Annotated in this window: 14 protein-coding genes; 5 read left to right on the top strand and 9 right to left on the bottom strand. The window is 36.2% G+C overall.

What is annotated here, in order from left to right:
* The first annotated feature begins 207 nt into the window (after positions 1-207).
* On the top strand, positions 208-672 hold the full coding sequence (locus BUB25_RS12875; RefSeq protein ID WP_211297021.1) for a type IV toxin-antitoxin system AbiEi family antitoxin domain-containing protein: 465 nt from the start codon (positions 208-210) through the stop codon (positions 670-672).
* On the top strand, positions 669-1,334 hold the full coding sequence (locus BUB25_RS12880) for a nucleotidyl transferase AbiEii/AbiGii toxin family protein (RefSeq protein ID WP_084089589.1): 666 nt from the start codon (positions 669-671) through the stop codon (positions 1,332-1,334). Before BUB25_RS12875 ends, BUB25_RS12880 begins: the two co-directional genes overlap by 4 nt.
* A gap of 249 nt (positions 1,335-1,583) precedes the next feature.
* Here the strand turns inward: BUB25_RS12880 and BUB25_RS16855 are convergent, their stop codons facing one another.
* The 7 genes from BUB25_RS16855 to BUB25_RS12915 all read right to left on the bottom strand — a co-directional run bounded on the left by BUB25_RS16855 (position 1,584) and on the right by BUB25_RS12915 (position 8,826).
* Positions 1,584-1,772: a hypothetical protein gene (locus tag BUB25_RS16855; protein WP_317047066.1), complete on the bottom strand. Its 189-nt coding sequence runs from the start codon at positions 1,770-1,772 to the stop codon at positions 1,584-1,586.
* A 593-nt stretch (positions 1,773-2,365) separates the two neighbouring features.
* Positions 2,366-3,169 (bottom strand): DUF2971 domain-containing protein, encoded by an 804-nt coding sequence (locus BUB25_RS12890; protein ID WP_072945018.1) that lies wholly within the window; start codon positions 3,167-3,169, stop codon positions 2,366-2,368.
* A 205-nt stretch (positions 3,170-3,374) separates the two neighbouring features.
* Positions 3,375-6,317 carry a type I restriction enzyme HsdR N-terminal domain-containing protein gene (locus BUB25_RS12895; protein WP_072945020.1) on the bottom strand — a complete coding sequence of 981 codons (2,943 nt, stop codon included), beginning with the start codon at positions 6,315-6,317 and terminating at the stop codon, positions 3,375-3,377.
* A 145-nt stretch (positions 6,318-6,462) separates the two neighbouring features.
* Positions 6,463-7,110 carry a hypothetical protein gene (locus tag BUB25_RS12900; RefSeq protein WP_072945023.1) on the bottom strand — a complete coding sequence of 216 codons (648 nt, stop codon included), beginning with the start codon at positions 7,108-7,110 and terminating at the stop codon, positions 6,463-6,465.
* 181 nt (positions 7,111-7,291) lie between these two features.
* Complete coding sequence (locus BUB25_RS12905) at positions 7,292-7,471, bottom strand: hypothetical protein (RefSeq protein ID WP_072945025.1); 180 nt, start codon at positions 7,469-7,471, stop codon at positions 7,292-7,294.
* Between the two features lie 11 nt (positions 7,472-7,482).
* Complete coding sequence (locus BUB25_RS12910) at positions 7,483-8,040, bottom strand: mobilome CxxCx(11)CxxC protein (RefSeq protein ID WP_072945026.1); 558 nt, start codon at positions 8,038-8,040, stop codon at positions 7,483-7,485.
* 477 nt (positions 8,041-8,517) lie between these two features.
* Positions 8,518-8,826, bottom strand: coding sequence for a hypothetical protein (locus BUB25_RS12915; RefSeq protein WP_139256913.1), 309 nt, complete (start codon positions 8,824-8,826; stop codon positions 8,518-8,520).
* Positions 8,827-10,365: 1,539 nt separating this feature from the next.
* Between BUB25_RS12915 and BUB25_RS12920 the strand changes: the two genes are divergently transcribed.
* Genes BUB25_RS12920 through BUB25_RS12930 form a run of 3 tightly spaced genes read left to right on the top strand, consistent with a single transcriptional unit; the run spans position 10,366 to position 17,398 of the window.
* A complete protein-coding gene (locus BUB25_RS12920) occupies positions 10,366-13,398 on the top strand; it encodes a SusC/RagA family TonB-linked outer membrane protein (RefSeq protein WP_072945030.1) in 3,033 nt (1,010 codons plus the stop codon).
* Between the two features lie 18 nt (positions 13,399-13,416).
* Positions 13,417-14,796 (top strand): RagB/SusD family nutrient uptake outer membrane protein, encoded by a 1,380-nt coding sequence (locus tag BUB25_RS12925; RefSeq protein WP_072945032.1) that lies wholly within the window; start codon positions 13,417-13,419, stop codon positions 14,794-14,796.
* 1 nt (position 14,797) lies between these two features.
* Positions 14,798-17,398: a S9 family peptidase gene (locus BUB25_RS12930; protein ID WP_072945034.1), complete on the top strand. Its 2,601-nt coding sequence runs from the start codon at positions 14,798-14,800 to the stop codon at positions 17,396-17,398.
* Positions 17,399-17,532: 134 nt separating this feature from the next.
* Here BUB25_RS12930 and BUB25_RS16475 read toward each other — a convergent pair whose 3' ends face one another.
* On the bottom strand, positions 17,533-17,799 hold the full coding sequence (locus BUB25_RS16475) for a DUF6520 family protein (RefSeq protein WP_139256914.1): 267 nt from the start codon (positions 17,797-17,799) through the stop codon (positions 17,533-17,535).
* Positions 17,800-17,874: 75 nt separating this feature from the next.
* A complete protein-coding gene (locus BUB25_RS12940; protein ID WP_072945064.1) occupies positions 17,875-19,404 on the bottom strand; it encodes a DoxX family protein in 1,530 nt (509 codons plus the stop codon).
* Positions 19,405-19,622 lie beyond the last annotated feature (218 nt).

The following is a 19,622-nucleotide window of genomic DNA, read 5'->3' on the forward strand; positions in this document are numbered from 1 at the left end:
CTTATTGTTTCACAAACAAAAACAAAACAGATTATGGATTTCAGCAGATTATTATCTACTTTTGAAGGACAGCCAATAACGCATCAAATGCTGACCAGCATACTGAGTTAATACAAGCGACCTTATGACAAAATCAAAGCACTGAAAGACAAAGACATAATCAAATCTGTAAAAAGAGGGATCTACATTCCAGGAAAAAACGCAAATATGCGAGTGCCTGAAAGCGGCTTGATTGCCAATCATATTTATGGCCCAAGTTATTTATCAATGGAAACCTCATTATCTCATTACGGCTTGATTCCAGAACGCGTATATGCAGTAACATCGATGACAACGAAACCTTCAAAAGAATTCAGAACTTCGATCGGACTATATAGTTACTCCTATCTTCCACTGCCTTATTTTGCCTTCGGAATTAAGAATGTAATACTTCACGAGAAACAGCAAGTCCTTATGGCTTCGCCGGAAAAAGCACTCGCCGATAAAATAGCAACAACATCAGGAGTTATACTTAGAAGTATGAATAATGCTCAAAATTATGTTTTCGAAAATCTTAGAATGGAACAATCCGATTTAAAAGACTTTAATACCACTGAAATGCGTTCCTGGTTATCAGATGCACCAAAAAAAGAGAGCTTGGAAATACTAATAAAAATGATAGAGAAATTATGATAAAAGAATGGCTTGAAAGTTATAATCCTAAAAACAAAGAAGAAGCACAATCAGCACTTCGAGAAATCATGCAAGAAATTGCACTTGCAGGACTCCAACGCTCGAACTTTTTTGACAAAGCGGCTTTTTATGGAGGAACGGCATTGAGAATATTCCATAACCTCGATCGTTTCTCCGAAGACCTTGACTTTTCATTATTACAAACAGAACAAGATTTCTCCTTAGAAAAGTACCAGCATGCAATTGTAAATGAATTTGCATCCTTAGGAATGACCGTAAGTATAAGTGAGAAACAGAAAGTGAAGCAGAATAATATCAATTCAGCCTTCCTAAAATCTGAAACCCTTTGGCGTGAATTAAAATTGGAAACTATCATACCTCAAAATGGTCTCGATACTAAAGCCAACATAAAAATCAAGATCGAGGTAGATACAGAACCGCCTTTAGGTTTTAAAACAGAAGAAAAACTTCTTGTAAAACCTTTCTCCTTTTACGTCAAGTGCTTTACTCTTCCAGACCTCTTTGCTGGTAAGATGCATGCACTGCTATTTCGGAAATGGGGAACTAATGTAAAGGGACGTGACTGGTACGATATGGAATGGTATATCAAAAAAGGGATTAAACTTGATCTTGGTCATTTCCCCCGCTACCGCACGAAATGAAATTCAGCGAAGCTAATCCTTTCGTGTGGTTCATTATCGTTAAACATTATACATTCTAAAGACTACTACATCGTCAATTAATCCTTTTTGCCCCGAATAATCTATGGCACTACTATATACATAATCTTCTGCTTTATAAACTAAACCTTCTTCTACAGGATTATTATCTACATAATCTATCTTTTGTTGAATAACCTTATTGCTCCATAGCTCAATTGGTTTGTTATCGTGTCTCCAAAACTGATAATGCTATACATTAGAACTCTTTTCTGCTTCTTTTTTAAAAAAATCCAACAAGAACTCTTTTCTACTTTCTCTTGGATTTTCTCGAATGCTTTTTACAATTGATTGACTAGTAAACCTTTTTAAATCACCAATCAATAATTCCGGTTTTTGATCATTTATACTCCTAAAAACCAGATGTACGTGATTACTCATTATACACCAAGCATGAATTTCTAAACCTTTGCTTTTTTTGACAAAAAATTAAACTCTCTAAAAACAAATCTTTATATTCATTCCTCGTAAATACATCCAACCAAGCTACCACTGCAAAGCTTATAAAATACCATCCCTCTGGATTGTGAAATTTATAATTTCTACTCATAATTATTAGTTTTTACACAAATTTTGCACTTTAATCACGAATCACACGAAAGGATTAGCTTCGCTGAATTTCATTTCGTGCGGTAGCGGGGGCACAAATAAATTTTCAGATTCTGTTAATAGCTCGCCATCATATCCTCCAGTATTCACATCCTCTCCATAAGAGAATTGCAAATGTCTTATAGAATTAAAATCTATTGTTGCTACAATTAGTTTCCTTATCAGTTACGGAAGATAATATTTGCATTCTATCGTGTCCGCCCAATTCTCAATTTCTCCTGTAGTAATAAGTCTCATAGTAAGTTTTATATATATTTAAACTAATTTATTTAGGTTTATTGATTGCTATCAATCACAAATTTTAAATATTTTTTTGGTGGTCATGAATTTTATTTCATTGTTCGTTCTTCGCACGTAACTAAAACTTAACTGTTAGCAACGCTATTGTATTCAATAACTGGAATGTCGCCTATATTATCTTTTACAGCAGCTTCAATTTCTAATTTATGTTTTGTCGAAATATTTTTTCCTAAAATAATTTTATTAAAAGCTTCACGAGGTAGTTTAATTTGACGATCAGTTATTTTAGCTGGTGATTCCCAAAACATATGTGTTCTATATTCTTTTTCAAAATTCCATTTAATTTCTTTTGAAAAAATTTGACTAGTTCGAATTTGGTGCCATGACATTATTGGTTCCGGCAGTAAAATAGGCAACTGTTCTAAATAACTTACAGCACCTCCACCTCCTAAGTGTTCAAACATTATGCGAGAATTATAGCCAATACAGAAACCTTTTGCTGAATTTGCATATTTTTCCCACATGGCATCTAGAAACGGTTCAGCAGTTAAGCTTAAGACACCTAATCGGGTATCATGTTCCTCGCTATAAAATTTGTGATAGTCATCTAAATATGCCTTATTCTTTAAAAGTTTTTGCTTAGTCCATTCTCTAATATCTTTTCTATGCTGTTGCCTTGTAAAATGTGGATTTGCCATTTTGGATAGTCGCATAGCAAATATCATTGTTTGTTTTTCATTAAGCAGATCATAACGTACAGGGATTTTACAATCGACTTTATCTTCAAAAGAACTTGGAGCAGCCAAATATACTTCGCGATTTTTTATGTACCGGTCGTGGTAACTGTAATTCCAATCTCTATATTTATAGACTACTGCGGGAAATTCCCCATCATCTAATGTTCCATGATATATACTAGTGATTTCCATAAATAATATTTCCTAAGGTTGGTTCGTCTAAAAATCTTCAAACGAACTTTATCTTGTTAATTAGAATGTAGATATATTAATTTAAGTTACAATTGTTTTTCTTTTTTAAAACTGTATCCGGTTCCGTTCAACACGGATGTCATTGTTCGTGCTGCTCACACAACGAAGCCTTAGTGTTAGCTCTCGTTATTTCTTTAATTCTAAATTAATCGTCATTTTCTTTAAAAAGTTTTTTCATATCGTCTTCAAGAAATTTATAAATCCAATTTCTAATTACACAGTATTCATCAACTTTTGATGTATTAATCTTATCAACCGTTTGCACGGGATAACGAGCATAATCATTAACACATAATATTGCGTCTAGTGAAAATGTCCTTAAACATTTAAGGCTTTCTTTTCCAAAAGCTTCTCCCGATTTACTAGTATCTTTAAAATAAATTTCAAATTTACCGGTTTGAGAGGGGCGATAACCGAAAGTTCCCCATTTAAGCACATCAGATTCTTTCATATAAAAGATATATTCATGGGGGATTGCTGTATAAAATGGGAATTCATCTTTAAAGGTTGGAAAGCAATATTCAACAAATTCTTTATAACAGATTTCTAAATGTTTAAAAAACTCTGTAATGTACAGTTTCGCTTGTGATTCACTGTATTGTACCATTCTAATTTGATTAATGTAATTCTTTCTGTTTTGTTCATAGAACTTTTTAGTTTCAATTATTGACGCGTCTGGAAGGGGCAGGTAATGTTCTTTGATTTGGTCGTAGCCTCTTTCTAATAATATGTCTACAATTTTACTTAATTCTTCAAATGGAGGAACATCACCTGTTGTATTGTATTCCGGAATTTTACGATTTTCTTTCAATGCATTTTCGACGATTTCATTTATAAGGTTTTGTTCCATAGGTTCATACCTATAAAATTCTGTGAGTTTGAACTTATTTATTCTGAGATTTAAGTCTTTCAAATCTATAGGATAAATACTTTTGAATCTGGGCAGATAATATTCCTCGATGCTAAATTCATAGTCAAGTTTTTTGTAATAGTAATAAAGAATTACGGAAACTTGTTCAAGAAGGAGAGTATCGGAATTATAGACACTAATTCTTCCTTTTTCAATTGTCTTTTTTAATTGTTTGAAAATATTATTCTTGATAACTGTACTTTGGTCTTTGACAAATAAAGAAGTATTACTTCCATAGATTGTTTCAACACCCATTTGCAATATAGTATTTGTTTCATAAGGAGCATCGAAACTCAAATCTTCGTATGCAGTTATATCATTTGATTTTGAATCCAGAGGGAAGAGACCATAACCATCATTGTTGATGAGATCCTTTGGCATTACTATTCCAATATTACCATTTGTCTGTGGATCAAATTTATTTTTGAATTTATTAAAATTATCCTCTAAGTATAAATTATAACCAAGAACATAACTAAGAGCTTTGTCCTTCTTGAATTTGATCAAAACGTTTAGATGAGAAGAACTAGCATTTTCGATGTAAAAATCGAGAGCACTTTTGCCTATGTGATTTTGATAGAAATCACATAAAACAGTATAAAATTCATCATTTGTTAATTTATCTAACCGATACGAATGAAAGCATATTATATAGTCACGGATTTTTGAATAATAGAATGAGATATTGTACGAGTCCTCATTGTTAGATTTGATGAGTATATTTCTGGTAAATAAATCTTCAGGGATATTTTCATCAAGAGAAAAATTTAATTTTTCAAGTATATGATTCACATCTAAACCTTCATCTTTATAAGCTTCCAAAGAAGTATATTCATGATTAAGAATAATATTTCCAATTGCAGAAAGCGTCCTTAGGCTCGACAACAAACCAATAGTTGTTTCTTCGAGCGATTGTTTTAAATATTTTTTTATTAGTTCTTTATCATTTATTTTTTCAGGTATCAGTTTACCGCAATAAACTTCACTAAATATTTTTAAAAAGAACCCATTTCTTAGTTCTTTTAATAACGAACTTGAGATTACTCCTTTGAAACCGAATTCATTTTGGTACAAGGGCAGAACACTGTTTAATTCTTCATCCGTAAAATCAGTTAAAAGGAATCCTGGATTATTTTCTAGACTACTGATTCTATTGTGAGATTTACTTAACTCGTCGTAAAGATGGGTTGGTTTATTCTTGATTTTCAATATTGTGTTCCAAATATTGGATTTGCAACTAATTATTATTTTGACTCTATCTGAATTTTTAGCTACTAAGGCCATTTCACTTAATTCATGAGTGATATTTTGATTAGTACATTCGTCTATTGCATCAATAAATATTAGAACATTTTTGTTTGCATACCTACCTAATTCATCAAGTTTTTTTAGAACAATATCAGTTTCGGTTCTACTGGAAAATGCAATATTCAGATCTTGAGAAATGCATTCTAGTGGTGAGTTGAGAATAGCGGCATTGTAAAAAAAAACAAATGTATTTTCTAACTTTTGAAGTGCCAATGAGCATATTGCATTTGTTTTGCCGACTCCTGCCGCTCCGACCAAACCAAATATAGATTCATCAGAATTTATGAAATCCTCAAATACAATTTGTAGCTCTTTACGTTGAACATAAAGTTCTTTAACAAATTTGGAAAATGGACTATCTATACTCCCGATAATCTGTCCCATTCTGTCTCGAACCTGCGATTCACAAAAGACTTTTAAATTTTCTGGAGATAAGGAAATAAAGTTTTTGAGTGCTTCATATCTAATCCTTATTTCTTCCTCTGTAGAAAGTACGTAACCATTTTTCCAAAAAGATGATTGACCAGAGATCTTGCCTGAAAGTTCTTCTCTTGAAACTGAATCAAAAATCCTTGTTATTTTTCCATTAGTTACTATTGTAAATGGTGCTATATCATCTAATAATAATCTTGCATATGAAATACCTTGATCTATATCGTCCTGAGTAATTGGAATTGAATCATTTTTCAGCTCAATAACGAATAAATTTTTATTATGTCTTTTGCAAAGTATATCCGATCTTCCAGTTACATGTTTTTTCTTTCCAAGTCGGATTGAAAATGCGTGTTCTAACGAAATTTCTGAAACATCAAATCCTAAGTCCTTAATGTATGGTAATAATAGCTTACCTCTTATATCTTCTTCGTTCATAAATACTATTCAATCTAGAGTGCAAGTTTTTTTTAATGAGAGATAAGGTCCCACTACTACAGCGGGTTTGGGACTAAATTAAGCCCATTATTCGGATTTGCCAAAATCCCAAATACAAATCCTTTTTTAAATTTAGCTACAGTTTTTATTTTTGTTTTTTTTCATGTATAACGCAACGGACTTCTAATAGTCGGTTTTCGTCAAATTCTATTTCTGATGATTCAAACCTTGAATCACCAAAGTTTCCAATTTCTGTACTCTTCTCTCTTAGAAATGCAGTCAAATTTATAGATGTACTTTTAAACTCTGTTACATCAACAACTAAATCTTTTTTATCAATTTCACTCGGCAAAATAAAATTAATTTTATCACTTAGACCAAACTTACCATCTACTATAGTAAATCCAATAGTTTGAAATTGTCGATACTTAACTTTGTCTAATGGCAGTTGTTTTTCGGTTGGGACAAAAACACTCAATGGCATTGAGTTTAATTTGAGTCTAGCTTCTTCAGTTACAGTTCTATTTCCTGAATCAGGTTGTATTATTTTGGTTTTTATGATATTATTGTAAACTGAAACATAAACTTCTTCTTTTTGATTTACAATCTTGTACGAATGGTGGAAATTACCATCTTTTGGATAAGTAAAATGAAGGTCTACTGTTGTATCATTAGAAACATTAAAGTCTTTTTTTATCAAATCACCTGCAATCCATCCAGTTATTGATCTTGATGTTCCCTTTATCCAATATAACTGAATATGTCCTTCAATGGTTTTGAGTACTATTCTCATAAAATTGTAGCTAACTTCAGTTCGTCTAAAAACCTTCAAACGAACTTTATTTGGTTAATAAGAATGTAAATATATGTGATCTAAACCACAAACATTTTTTTTAAACTACCTCTGATTCCGTTCAACACAGCTTTCATTATTCGTGTTGCACACGCAAAGAAACCGTAGCTGTTACCAGTATTTATTTGCCACATTTAGGACATATTCCACTTGTATTCATTGGGCCAGTGTGTATTCCTTTTTGCATAGCCTCGCCAGAACCTGGATAACCTGTAGAAGTTCCACCTTGCAAATATCTTATTAATTCACGTTTTTCTGCTTCACTTAATGTTGCGAGCAGCATTTTAATTTTTTGTAACATATTTATAATCTTTAAATTTGTTTCGTATTACCGCATAGTTGACAATCACCAGGTTTATAATTCCAGGGAGAAGAATGGCAATGGGGGCACTCAGCATTATAATTTCCATGTTGAAATTCTTTTAGAGATTCCCTGTAAGCATTTCTTTTATCTTTTTCTGAAATATTTGCAAATGTATCATTATCATTATTATCCATTTCAGTGACATATCTAAAAAACCATTCTTGTTCTTTCTCAGACAATTTAGAAATATTGTCGCATTCGTTCGCAATGTAAATATTGTTCTTTAGCCCCATTTTATGAATCAGTATTTTGTCTCCAACTTTATAAATCAGAGATAAGAATGAAGCTGCTAAAAGAAGAATTGATAAAATAAAGCTAATAATATTTACTAGATTTTCGCAATTTGTTGCGACAGTCACGTATTGAGCGATTATATACAATAGAGGAACAATCAAAGTCAAAACAAGCAAAATATTATTTAAATTATCATAATAGTTTTTTGCTTTGCGATGCAGGATTTTTGCCGAAATAGCATTAAATTTTGTTTGGTCAATTTTATTCTGCATAGTTCTTTATAATTGTTGCCAACGTCAGTTTTTTTCTGCGTAGTCTTGTTGCATTGCCTACAACTAGCATATAACATCAAACACAAACATCTTTTTTAAAATAGTAAGGTTATTTATACTATTTATCTTTACTTACAAATGGAAGCTTTTTAAGTTGAAATCACAATACCCACATTTAGTGATATTTTGACTTAAATTAAAGAATATAATAGTAAGCTAATTCTAATGTGACATATTTTTCATTTCTTACTTCTAGTTCTCCAGCTATCTTTATATAAATAATCTCTCATTAACTCATAAAACTTCCCTGTCACATAAAGACCTAAAACCCATACCGCAATTAGTCCTATAATTTCATACCATTCCATATTTTGAATCTTTAAGTAAGTTCAAAATAGGTGTTTCATTTTTTATATAATATGCATTTTGGAAAATTCAATATGCAATTTGGGAGCATTTCTAAAATAAAAAAGATGCTTAAGCATCTTTTTTTGTTTTCCTTTTAATCTTGTCGATTTTAAATTTTTCTATGTCTTGTGAAGATACCTTACAGACTCTTTCAAAAAAGTCAGTAAGCTCAATTCCAAAATATACCGAGTATATATAAAGAGTTTCCATATTAAAGTTACCCTCTACCTCATTTCTACCTATATTATGGGTAAAACCAGTTTTATCTAAAATATCAGCATTAAAAGCTGCCTGCGAAATATCACCTTTCTCTTTGCGAAGTTGCTTTAACGTCAAAATGACTGCAATTTTAAAATCCTCAATTTTCTGATTTTTCATAAATGTAAAAAAAAACATAAAATATTTTTGTTTTAACTACTTTTATGTCGTTAAAATGTTTTATATTTGATTCATTATTTAGATTAAATACATAAATTTGCGTTTCTTCATATAAAATATTTGAAGCATTCGCTTAGAATCTCGCACTAGAAAACTGGAAATTTTTGCAACGAGATAATAAGTAAGATGCTCACGCCCCATGGCGTGGGCTCACTTATTGTTGCTCGGTATTCCAGTACCTCTAGTGCAGTAAGCTGAGTTCCATGCCATTTTTTTTTATACTATTGGCTCAATACTCCGCTTAAATTCTTAGCAACACTTCATAATTTTCATAGTCTCGCAAAGTTTTGATTTTAATATTGCTATGACTTGACGAGGTCGCTTCGTCGAAAAACACCTGACAGCCATTGGCTGTCCTCCTTTTAATTTCAAATCTATGACCAAAATGCAATTACACACCTAAAAACAGCCAACCCCTTGCGTTAACCGTGGTTATTATTACTAAGCCACTCATTACCAGTCTAAAAAACCACCTTTTCTAAACTGGTCTGCAATACCTATGCCAACTTTAAACGATGAACTACTCACTATTAACCATTAACTATAAAAGCCCATGAATAAAATAACAATGCCCCCTTAAAAAACCAACGCCTTGCGTTAACCGTGGTTTATATCACTAAACCACAAAATCCCAGTCAGGAAAATGCACTTTTCTTAACCGGTCAGGAATTCCTATGCCAACTTCTCGATACAATTTTATAAAAATGCTGTCGCTATTTTATAAAATTACTCGAAGTGACGGAAATCAACCGATCCCGATAGCTATCGGGACTGAAAACCGACAACTGATAACTCACAACCCATAACTAAAAAAAACGCCTATGATAAAATAAAACCGCATCCTTAAAGACTTTAATACCTTCGATTGGAGATCTTAAGACTAAAAAAAAACTCCTGCACCGCACGGTCCTTTGAGCAAAAGATCTCATTAATTTAATTTGAATTTATTAATGGTGCAGGATGTTTTAGCTAAACACAAAACGAACAGATCACGATCGCTATCGGGGCGGATAACTGATAACTAATAACCTACTAAATAACATGAAATATTACAAACAAATACAAGCCTTATTAATACTAGCATTTATAACATTGATATGCCTTTGGATTTATGGTTGAGAAATATAGAACAAAGAAGCAAGAACGGAGAGAAAAAAACGCCTAATCACTACTTAATTAGCCTATAACACTTAACTCAAAGCCTATAATACGTCACCTTTAACCATACCCTTAACTATACCTCATTGCCTATGATAAAATAACACCATTAATTGCTTTGCTCCCTGCCTCGCAATGACATAAAAAATAGGTCCTCTACTACCCGTCGACAAACTTAAATAGAGGACCCTAATAAATTAGAACTAATGTTCTATTTAACTATACCAATATTATGAAATGAGCATAACTCTGGCGTGATGCAAGCACCAATAGCTATTTGCGAATGACATAAGACCGATAAAAAACATTAAATATAAAATTATGAAAAATTATTCATTTTACAAAGCGGCTTCGGCTTTATGTTACCTGATATTTATCGCGTTCATACTAAGCAGCAGCCCAGCCTTAGCTAACAAGCCGCTAAGGCCACTATTGTCTGAACGACAGCAAAACCAAATAAGCGGTACCATAACTGATGGCAAAGCACCCTTGCCGGGCGTCACCATCGCCATAAAAAACCGAATCAATTATGCTGTCCTATCCGACTTTGATGGCAAATACACCCTCCTAGCCAAAGCCAATGATACCTTAGTCGTGAGCTACATAGGCTATAAAACAGCCATAATCCCAATAAACTACCGCAAAAACATTCACATCCAGCTACAGGAAGACATCACCTCCTTGCAGGAAGTCCGCATCAATGCCGGTTATTATTCCGTCAATGAAAAAGAACGCACCGGAAGCATTGTTCGCATCACGGCTAAGGATATTGAAAAACAGCCCGTCAACAATCCACTTGCTGCTATGCAAGGCAGGATGGCGGGGGTGAATATAGTGCAAAACACGGGACTGCCTGGCGGGGGCTTTAGTATCCAGATACGTGGGATCAATAGTATCCGTTCCGAAGGCAATGAACCCCTGTACATTGTTGATGGCGTGCCCTTTGCTTCACAGTCGCTCGCCGATCCCACCATAGCAGCGAGCGCTATTACCGGACTGGCTAATCCGCTTAACAACCTGAATCCTGCCGATATTGAAAGTATCGAAGTATTAAAAGATGCCGATGCTACCGCCATCTATGGCTCAAGAGGTGCTAATGGTGTGGTCTTGATTACTACCAAAAAAGGTCGCAGTGGTGAAACGCGTTTCAGCCTTGATGCTTTTAGCAGTATGGGAAAAATAAGTCGCAGCTTGGATCTGATGAATACCAAACAGTATTTGAAAATGCGGGCGGAGGCATTTGCCAATGATGGAATAACCTCCTACCCTGCCAATGCCTATGATATTAATGGCACATGGGATCCCAACCGTGATGTAGATTGGACTAAGCTGCTTTTAGGTGGTACTGCACTAGTTAACAACATCCAATTAGCGGTATCTGGGGGAAAAGACAATACCCAATACTTAGTTAGCGGGACGTATCGAAGAGAGACCACTGTTTTTCCCGGAGATTCGCATTATGACAAGGGAGCTGTTCACAGTAGTTTGAATCACAGTTCCTCAGACCAGCGCTTCCGTATTCAATTTTCTACCAATTATACTTCCGACAGCAACAGCCTTCCCGGTCGCGATCTCACCTATCGTGTTTATTCATTGGCTCCAAATGCGCCAGAACTTTATAATGATCAGGGAAAGCTCAACTGGGAAGGAGGAACTTTCAACAATCCGCTGGCCGTATTGGAAGGTCAATACCATACCGCTAACACAAACCTATTAGCTAATAGCCTCCTATCCTATCAGTTGGTACCTGGGCTTCAACTAAAAACAAGTATGGGCTATAATGAGACCACTCTATCACAAACGATCACCAGTCCGTTAAGCATATATAATCCATTTGACACGAGTACCCATCAAGCTTCGCTTTACATTGCCAATGGCAAAGGCACTTCGTGGATTCTTGAACCGCAAATGAACTACACCAAAAAGTTCCATCGTCTCGATCTAGACTTGCTACTGGGTAGTACATTTCAAAATCAAGAAACGACCAGACTCGCGCAGATGGGTTCCGGTTTTACCAGTGATGCGCTGATCAACAACATGAAAGCAGCCTCTACCATAGCTATGATTAATCATGAAGTGGTAGAATTCCGTTATAATGCCGCATTTAGCCGTCTCAATCTCAAGTGGGATGAAAAATACATTTTAAACCTGACGGGCAGACGTGACGGTTCCAGCCGATTTGGTGACGGAAACCGTTTTGCTAATTTTGGAGCTATCGGAGCAGCTTGGATATTCTCTAAGGAATCCTTCTTTCAAAATAGACAAAGTCTACTGAGTTTTGGTAAAATTCGTTCCAGCTATGGTATCTCCGGAAGTGACCAGATTGGCGACTATCAATACCTCGATACGTATCAGGTATCGCCATACCTGTACAATACTGTGTCCGGTTTGGCACCATCACGTCTATACAACCCTGATTTTGGTTGGGAAACCAATAAGAAGTTGGAACTGGGTTTAGAACTCGGCTTTTTGCAAGATCAATTCTTCCTTTCAGCGGCATGGTTTAAAAATCGTTCTTCCAACCAACTGATAGGAGTTCCATTGCCTGCCACTACCGGTTTTCCTTCCATCCAATCTAATTTTGATGCGACTGTAGAGAATACAGGTCTGGAAGTGGAATTGCGAAGCGCTCATTTAAAGAAAAAGAATTTCTCATGGACTACCAGCCTCAACCTTACTGTGCCTAAAAACAGGCTGGTTGCGTTTCCTAACTTAGAAGCGTCCACCTATGCGAACAGTCTGGTTCTAGGAAAATCTCTCTCGATACGTAAGGTATTCCACTATACGGGTATCGATCCCCAAACGGGTGCCTATACCTTTAAGGACTACAATGATGATGGACAGATTACTTTTGAGGCTGACCGTCAGCTTATAGCTGATACTTCCCCTAAATTTTATGGAGGGATGGGCAATCAAATTTCATTTGGTAACTGGAACTTCGATTCTCATTTTCAGTTTGTCAAGCAACTGGGTAGAAACTACCTCTATACTGCTTCCTTGGCAGGGACATTTGTCAATCAGGCAAAAGAAATGTTGAGTCATTTTCCACAAGATGGTTCCACTGCCATAGCCCAACAATATTCAACAGGAGAAAATAGTACGCTAGTAGAAGCCTATTACAATTTCAGGGATAGTAATGCGGCTTTCAGTGATGCTTCTTTCATTCGTTTAAAGTCTGTTAGCCTGTCCTACAAGATTCCTAATTGGTCCAAAAAAGGTAGTGCTACAGTATATGTGCAAGGTCAAAACCTACTCACTTTTACCCACTTCAGGGGTCCAGATCCAGAGAACCAATCCTTTAGCTCCTTACCCCCTTTACGTCAGTTTAGTGTAGGATTTCAATTAGGCTTCTAACTTTTAAAAATAAAAAAAATGAAAACTATACAATTTACATTATACGTCATCGCGACTCTTGCAATGCTTATTTGTTCTTCTTGTGAGGATTTTATTGCGGTAGATATACCTCAGTCACAGCTTACAAGCCCGATTGTCTTTGAAAGCACGGCAACAGCAGATGCTGCAATGGCTGATGTTTATGCACAGATTCGAGAGCAAGGCATGGTCAATGGCACTTTCTACGGACTATCCAATTTAATGGGAAACTATTCTGACGAAATGGAATATTATGGTTCCAGTATCGAAATCAAACAATTTACTAACCATAGCATAGTACCATCGAATAGTTCGATCCTAGCCTTATGGAATGCCACTTATTCACAAATTTACGCCTCAAACCTCATACTTGAAGGATTGGAAAACAGCACAAAAATAGCTGATGAGGACAAAAATCATCTCAAAGGCGAAGCCTTGTTCCTAAGGGCTTTTCTCCATTTCTATCTGGTGAATCTTTTTGGCGAGGTGCCTTATGTCAGCAGTACCGATTACATCCTGAACAAGACTATCCCAAAATCATCCCAGCAACAACTATGGGAACATATTACAACTGAATTGCAGCAAGCAGAAGTACTTCTCTCTGAACATTATCCAACCACCGAAAGAATCCGAGCTAATAAATCTGTAGCCAATGCCATGCTGGCTCGCGTTTATCTGTATAAGGAAGATTGGACTAATGCCGCCCTAAAAGCAAGCGCCCTAATTGAAAATCCAAAATATGTTTGGGTCACTAATCCCGCACTGGAATTCTTAAAGGAATCTACAGCTACGATCTGGGCGTTGCATCCGGGTTATCCCGGTGTGAACACCAAGGATGCCCGGTTCTTTGTATTCTCCAGCGGACCTCCAAGCAAACCCGAACTCTCCCCCGCCTTTGTTGCTTCTTTTGAGTCCGGAGATCTACGAAAGAACTTATGGGTACGAACCATTAGCAACAGTGTTGGCACCTGGTACTGCCCCTACAAGTACAAAAAAACCCTAGGCACAACAACATCGCAAGAATATACAATCCTCTTTCGCCTTGCTGAGCAATATTTAATCCGTGCAGAAGCAAGGGCACACTTAGGTGATATTGCTGGAGCACAGTCCGATTTGAATAAGATTCGAAATCGAGCGGGGTTGGCTAATACGACCGCCGATACCCCTGAAAGTCTTTTGGAAGCCGTAGCTATGGAAAGGCGCAGTGAATTATTTACGGAGCAAGGGCATCGTTGGTTTGACCTCAAACGCACTAATACTGCCGAAGCAGTATTGCGTCCTATAAAATCGGGCTGGGAAAACACTCAGGTCCTATTGCCCATTCCACAGGCAGAATTGCTATTGAACAAGCAGCTGTTGCCGCAAAATCCCGGCTATTAAAATGAAAATAATACTTTATAACATACTGCTAACACTGCTATTTTCCCCGACATTAGTCTTGGGGCAAGCTAATAAACGTGCTGTAAGGCTGGCAGATTATAAAAAATGGAATCTGTTATATGCCGAAGAGTTATCAGCTGACGGTCTATGGGTCAGCTATAAATTACGATACGATTATGGTGCGGATAGTCTCTTTGTGCAGAATACCCATTCCGGAAAAAGGCTGGCTTTTCCTTCTGCTACTAATGCCATTTTTAGCGATGATGGCAAGTGGTTTAGCTGTACCGATAATGAAAATACATTATCAGTACTCGAATTGAAAACGGAACAACTGAAAACCTATGCAAAAGTGATTCGCCATGAGTTCCATAGCCCGATGAAGTATTGGGTAGTCCTTAGTAATCTTGGTGAATCTACCGAACTTATCATTCAACAATACGGAAAGAACCAAGTAAGGCGGGTTTTAGATGTGAAGGACTTTAGTATAGCAAAAGATGGAACAATAGCCATTATCAGGTCACATGATGTAGCCATTATGAAGCCTGCTAAAAATTTTACACTGCAGACAATAGCTACCGATGTCGATGCAACTTTCAAAAAATTACAATGGAGTAAAAGTGGTCATGCCTTGACATTCTTTGAGGAGTTATCTGATGATGGAATCAAACCCCAAAACCACAAAATCTATTGGTATACTACAAAGGATTCCAAGCTTAGGTTATTGGAATCATCTGCTATTGACTCGTTACAACCGCAACGGATTGTACTGAGAAAAGGGGCTCCGGCAGCGACATTTTCTGGCGATGAGAACAGCCTCTTTTTTGCAGTAGCCTCTGAAGCTGTCCCGATTGAAGAAGAAAAGTATCAAATTTGGGATTCCGCTACAGCCTACGAATACGCGCTAAACAAATACCATTCTACTATGGAAAGCCGACCTAAATTATGGGTATGGACAGTGGACTCAGCTCAGTTACAGCAGGTGTCAACCCTAGAAAACCCCGGTGTTTTATTGGATGCTACTAAGCAATATGCCCTTATTTTTAATCCGATGCTGTACGAACCGCAATATGAGCATTATCCTCCAGCAGATTTTTACATTAGGGATTGGGCTTCATCTGAGCAGCATCTTCTCTTAAAAAATTGTTCTACGGCAATAGGTATGATGGGGGGATCACCTGATGGACGTTACATTCATTACTTCAAAGAGGGGGATTGGTGGATATACGACAATACAAAACGAAGCCATTTGAATCTAACAAAGGGTTTGGGGTTGCAATTAACAGACAGCAGTGATCAGTATCCGGGTTTGGTAGTCCCAGTTGGTTGTCCCGGTTGGTCCATCGACGGGAAGACTATAATTTTTTATGATGATTATGACATTTGGTTGTTTTCAGCCGATGGAAAAACGAGAACGAGAATTACCGATGGGAGAAAAGATAAGATTAGATACCGAATATATAAAGATCTCTACAATAGAAATATAAAACAAACTAAGGATGATCTCCCGTCTTCAAGTTATGATTTCTCAAAAGGACTGGTATTGGAAGCCTTGGGTAAGGATATGGAAAGCGGCTACTTTAAGTGGTTGCCTACTGCAGAACTCAAAAAAATAGTATACGAGAAAACCGGCAATAGCCGATTGAGAAAAGCAAGGAATAGAGAAACTTATCTCTTTATAGAAGAGTCCGCTTCCTTGCCACCAAGACTGATGATCAAAGAAAGTAAGGTTCTGCAATCTAAGCTAGTGTTTCAATCGAACAACCACGCAAAACAATACCTGTGGGGTACTGCCGAATTGATTGACTATAAAAACAGTGCTAATCAGAAACTAAGAGGGATTTTGTACAAACCTTCAAATTATATTCAAGGTCAAAAATACCCTATGGTTGTACTGGTGTATGAAAAAATAACTCCTAAGTTTAATGACTATATTAGGCCTACAGAATATAGTCCGATGGGATTTACCCCTCCCCACTATTTCCTTGATGGCTATCTGGTATTGATGCCTGATATCCGTTACACCATAGGCTCGCCCGGTAAATCGGCTGCCGATTGCATTGAATCGGCAATAGCTGAGGTGAAAAAACGCCAAATGGTATTGGAAGACCGTATTGGTATTATTGGTCATTCGTATGGGGGTTATGAGGCTGCCTTTGTAATCTCTCAAAGCAGTACATTTGCTGCTGCTGTTTCAGGTTCGGGCATTATGAATCTCACGGCAAGCTATTTTACATATGAGCCGGAGAATATCCGATCCAATGCTTGGCGATTTGAATCCCAGCAAGGACGCATGGCTTGTACCCCATTTGACAATTGGGAATCCTACCAAGAGAACTCACCAATCAGATATGCCAATCAGATAACAACACCCTTGTTCAGTTGGGCAGGAAAGAAAGACTATAATGTGCTTTGGAAGCAGAGTGCCGAGCTGCATATGGCCTTACGAAGGTTAGGAAAAAAGAATGTGTTTCTTGTCTATGAAAATGAATCGCATACGATTCGTACCCCAGAACTGCAAAAAGATCTTACCAACAAAACAAAAAATTGGTTTGACTATTATCTCAAAGAACGGAAGGATTCAATCCTCATTGGAATGCATTAGTTAAAAGAAACAATGCCGGAATCTTTCTATGAACGGAAGGATTCAATCCTCATTGGAATGCATTAGTTAAAAGAAACAATGCCGGAATCTTTCTATGATTTCCGGCATTGCCTTTTTGATTGCTGTTGTTGAGCTTACTTTCTATATAATTCAACGTTACAATCCGTTTGACTCAAATTCATGTCAAACAATTGCGGCCCATTAATTCCATTGGTACAGACTGGCGTGCCGCTTATAGTCGTACATTGGGTAGATGTAGGTTCGCAATCATTGTTTGGATCTAAACCAGTTACATCTACAAGAGATGTTTTCTGGGGCGCAGTACTGAAAGCGAAGGCTGCTAACACAGCGAAAGCCACTGCCGAAAAAGAAAGTACGGGTTTTAAAATTCTCGTTTTCATAATATAAAATTTAATAGTTAATGATCTACTCTTTTACAGGTTTTCGATCTTCCCCTGATACAGCGCTGTATATTATTATTTAAGATTGTTCTGCTCCTTTTCCCAAGGTTTGTAATCGACAGTATTTAGTTTTTCAACGGTCAAATACTTTCCATAAAGTGCTATTAATAGCATATTGTTCACCATAAATTCCCTCATTTTTTGACCATCTCTTTTATAGATATAGAAACTGAAAGCATATCGGTTTTTGGTCCACTCATACACATCTATAATCGAGGCCTTTTGCCAGAGTTCTTCCGGTTCATATTGCCCCATTAATCCCGCATCGACAAATAGATAGTTCCCATAGGTAGCGGTATTCTTGTTGACAAGCAAAGGTGGACTGGCTAGAGTACTAATCCCTTTAGATTTAATTTTCGCAATTTTTAATTGAGCTTTTGTAATCGTGTCAATGGTGTGTCCCACATTACGTCTCTTTAGCGAGGGATCTATCTTCAAATAACTATTGCGATAATAGTAAGTGTACAATAGGGTGTCCAACTGTTTGTTGTACAGTAGCATTCCATCCGTATCAAAAACACCATCTATTTGTTTCTCTAGGAGATGATGATTTAGATTTAATGTATGCTGATTGGCTAAATCGATTATTCCAATCACTCGCTCTTTGCTTTTACTTCCAATTGTCCTTATAGCTGCCTTATCGGAAGAGATTGGTTCAAAAACGGAAAAATAAGCATTCTTATAAAGTCTCAGTTTTGCTTTCCAATTAGAAATGCTGCCACTATAAACACAGGGCACCGTCCCATCTATAAAATAGAAATTTGGAGATACAACTTTTAACCTTGGTGAACTAAAAGGAAAATTGTTTTTAGGAAGATCAATCCTGAATTGTCGGCTTGATTGCAAGGCGGTATCTATTACTGTAACCACTAGTGGCGCTGTCCGATTTCCCAGATAGATATGCCCTTGATCATATCCCGCAAGATAGTAAGAATCATAAGGAAGCTCTTTACTGTATTTAAATATTGTGGGATGCTTCGGAAACCTCCTGATAAAATTATTACGATGATGAATAATATCTTCCGAGCATAGAAAAAGTGCAATCATAACAATTATACTACTTACAAATACAACTGGTATTCTAGTAAACAGATGCTGGCGTTTTCTTGCATTCGTATCTGTTTTTTGGGTGATAAACAGTAGAATAGCTATAAAGGCTAAAGCAATAAAAATTATATTAAAAATCAAATGTTCTGTCCAACCTAACTTTTCAAGAACTCCGCCACAAGAGCAAGGAACAAAAGAGCTAAAATTTAAAATAATAACTATATAGGTGGTAAACATTGTCATTATCGCAAAAGCGGCATACAAGCCTAGTAAACGGAATCTTGAAAAAATAAGCAGTACTGAAATCAAAAGCTCTACAATAGGTACTCCCCAGGAGACCCAACCAGCAAAAGCGCTCAACAAGGGCGACTGTCCTAGTTGAACCTGAAAGTTCTCAAAATCAAACAGCTTACTAACTGCAGCATATACAAACAATAGAATGTACAGCAAACAAATAGCTTCGATAATTATTCCCTTAATATTTGTTTTTACTTTCATGTCATCCGCAATTTTAGTATCAAACAATAAACGCTATTATAATTGCTGCTAAAGCAATCCTTCTGAGATGAAGCCCTATGCCAGCATACTGACTTTTATCATTAGATACATTCAACTCTTTTTCCAGATAAATCTTTATAAAATCAATTTTTAGTTGCATTTCATCCACAACAAACTAATGACTAACAACTTATAAACTGAACAGCATCACAAAATTA

Source organism: Flavobacterium granuli (assembly GCF_900129705.1).
Taxonomy (GTDB): domain Bacteria; phylum Bacteroidota; class Bacteroidia; order Flavobacteriales; family Flavobacteriaceae; genus Flavobacterium; species Flavobacterium granuli.

Coding starts and splice junctions, on each gene's coding strand:
- BUB25_RS12875 (WP_211297021.1), top strand. CDS start 208: ATGCGAGTGCCTGAAAGCGGCTTGATTGCCAATCATATTTATGGCCCA.
- BUB25_RS12880 (WP_084089589.1), top strand. CDS start 669: ATGATAAAAGAATGGCTTGAAAGTTATAATCCTAAAAACAAAGAAGAA.
- BUB25_RS16855 (WP_317047066.1), bottom strand. CDS start 1,772: ATGAGTAATCACGTACATCTGGTTTTTAGGAGTATAAATGATCAAAAA.
- BUB25_RS12890 (WP_072945018.1), bottom strand. CDS start 3,169: ATGGAAATCACTAGTATATATCATGGAACATTAGATGATGGGGAATTT.
- BUB25_RS12895 (WP_072945020.1), bottom strand. CDS start 6,317: ATGAACGAAGAAGATATAAGAGGTAAGCTATTATTACCATACATTAAG.
- BUB25_RS12900 (WP_072945023.1), bottom strand. CDS start 7,110: ATGAGAATAGTACTCAAAACCATTGAAGGACATATTCAGTTATATTGG.
- BUB25_RS12905 (WP_072945025.1), bottom strand. CDS start 7,471: ATGTTACAAAAAATTAAAATGCTGCTCGCAACATTAAGTGAAGCAGAA.
- BUB25_RS12910 (WP_072945026.1), bottom strand. CDS start 8,040: ATGCAGAATAAAATTGACCAAACAAAATTTAATGCTATTTCGGCAAAA.
- BUB25_RS12915 (WP_139256913.1), bottom strand. CDS start 8,826: ATGAAAAATCAGAAAATTGAGGATTTTAAAATTGCAGTCATTTTGACG.
- BUB25_RS12920 (WP_072945030.1), top strand. CDS start 10,366: ATGAAAAATTATTCATTTTACAAAGCGGCTTCGGCTTTATGTTACCTG.
- BUB25_RS12925 (WP_072945032.1), top strand. CDS start 13,417: ATGAAAACTATACAATTTACATTATACGTCATCGCGACTCTTGCAATG.
- BUB25_RS12930 (WP_072945034.1), top strand. CDS start 14,798: ATGAAAATAATACTTTATAACATACTGCTAACACTGCTATTTTCCCCG.
- BUB25_RS16475 (WP_139256914.1), bottom strand. CDS start 17,799: ATGAAAACGAGAATTTTAAAACCCGTACTTTCTTTTTCGGCAGTGGCT.
- BUB25_RS12940 (WP_072945064.1), bottom strand. CDS start 19,404: ATGAAAGTAAAAACAAATATTAAGGGAATAATTATCGAAGCTATTTGT.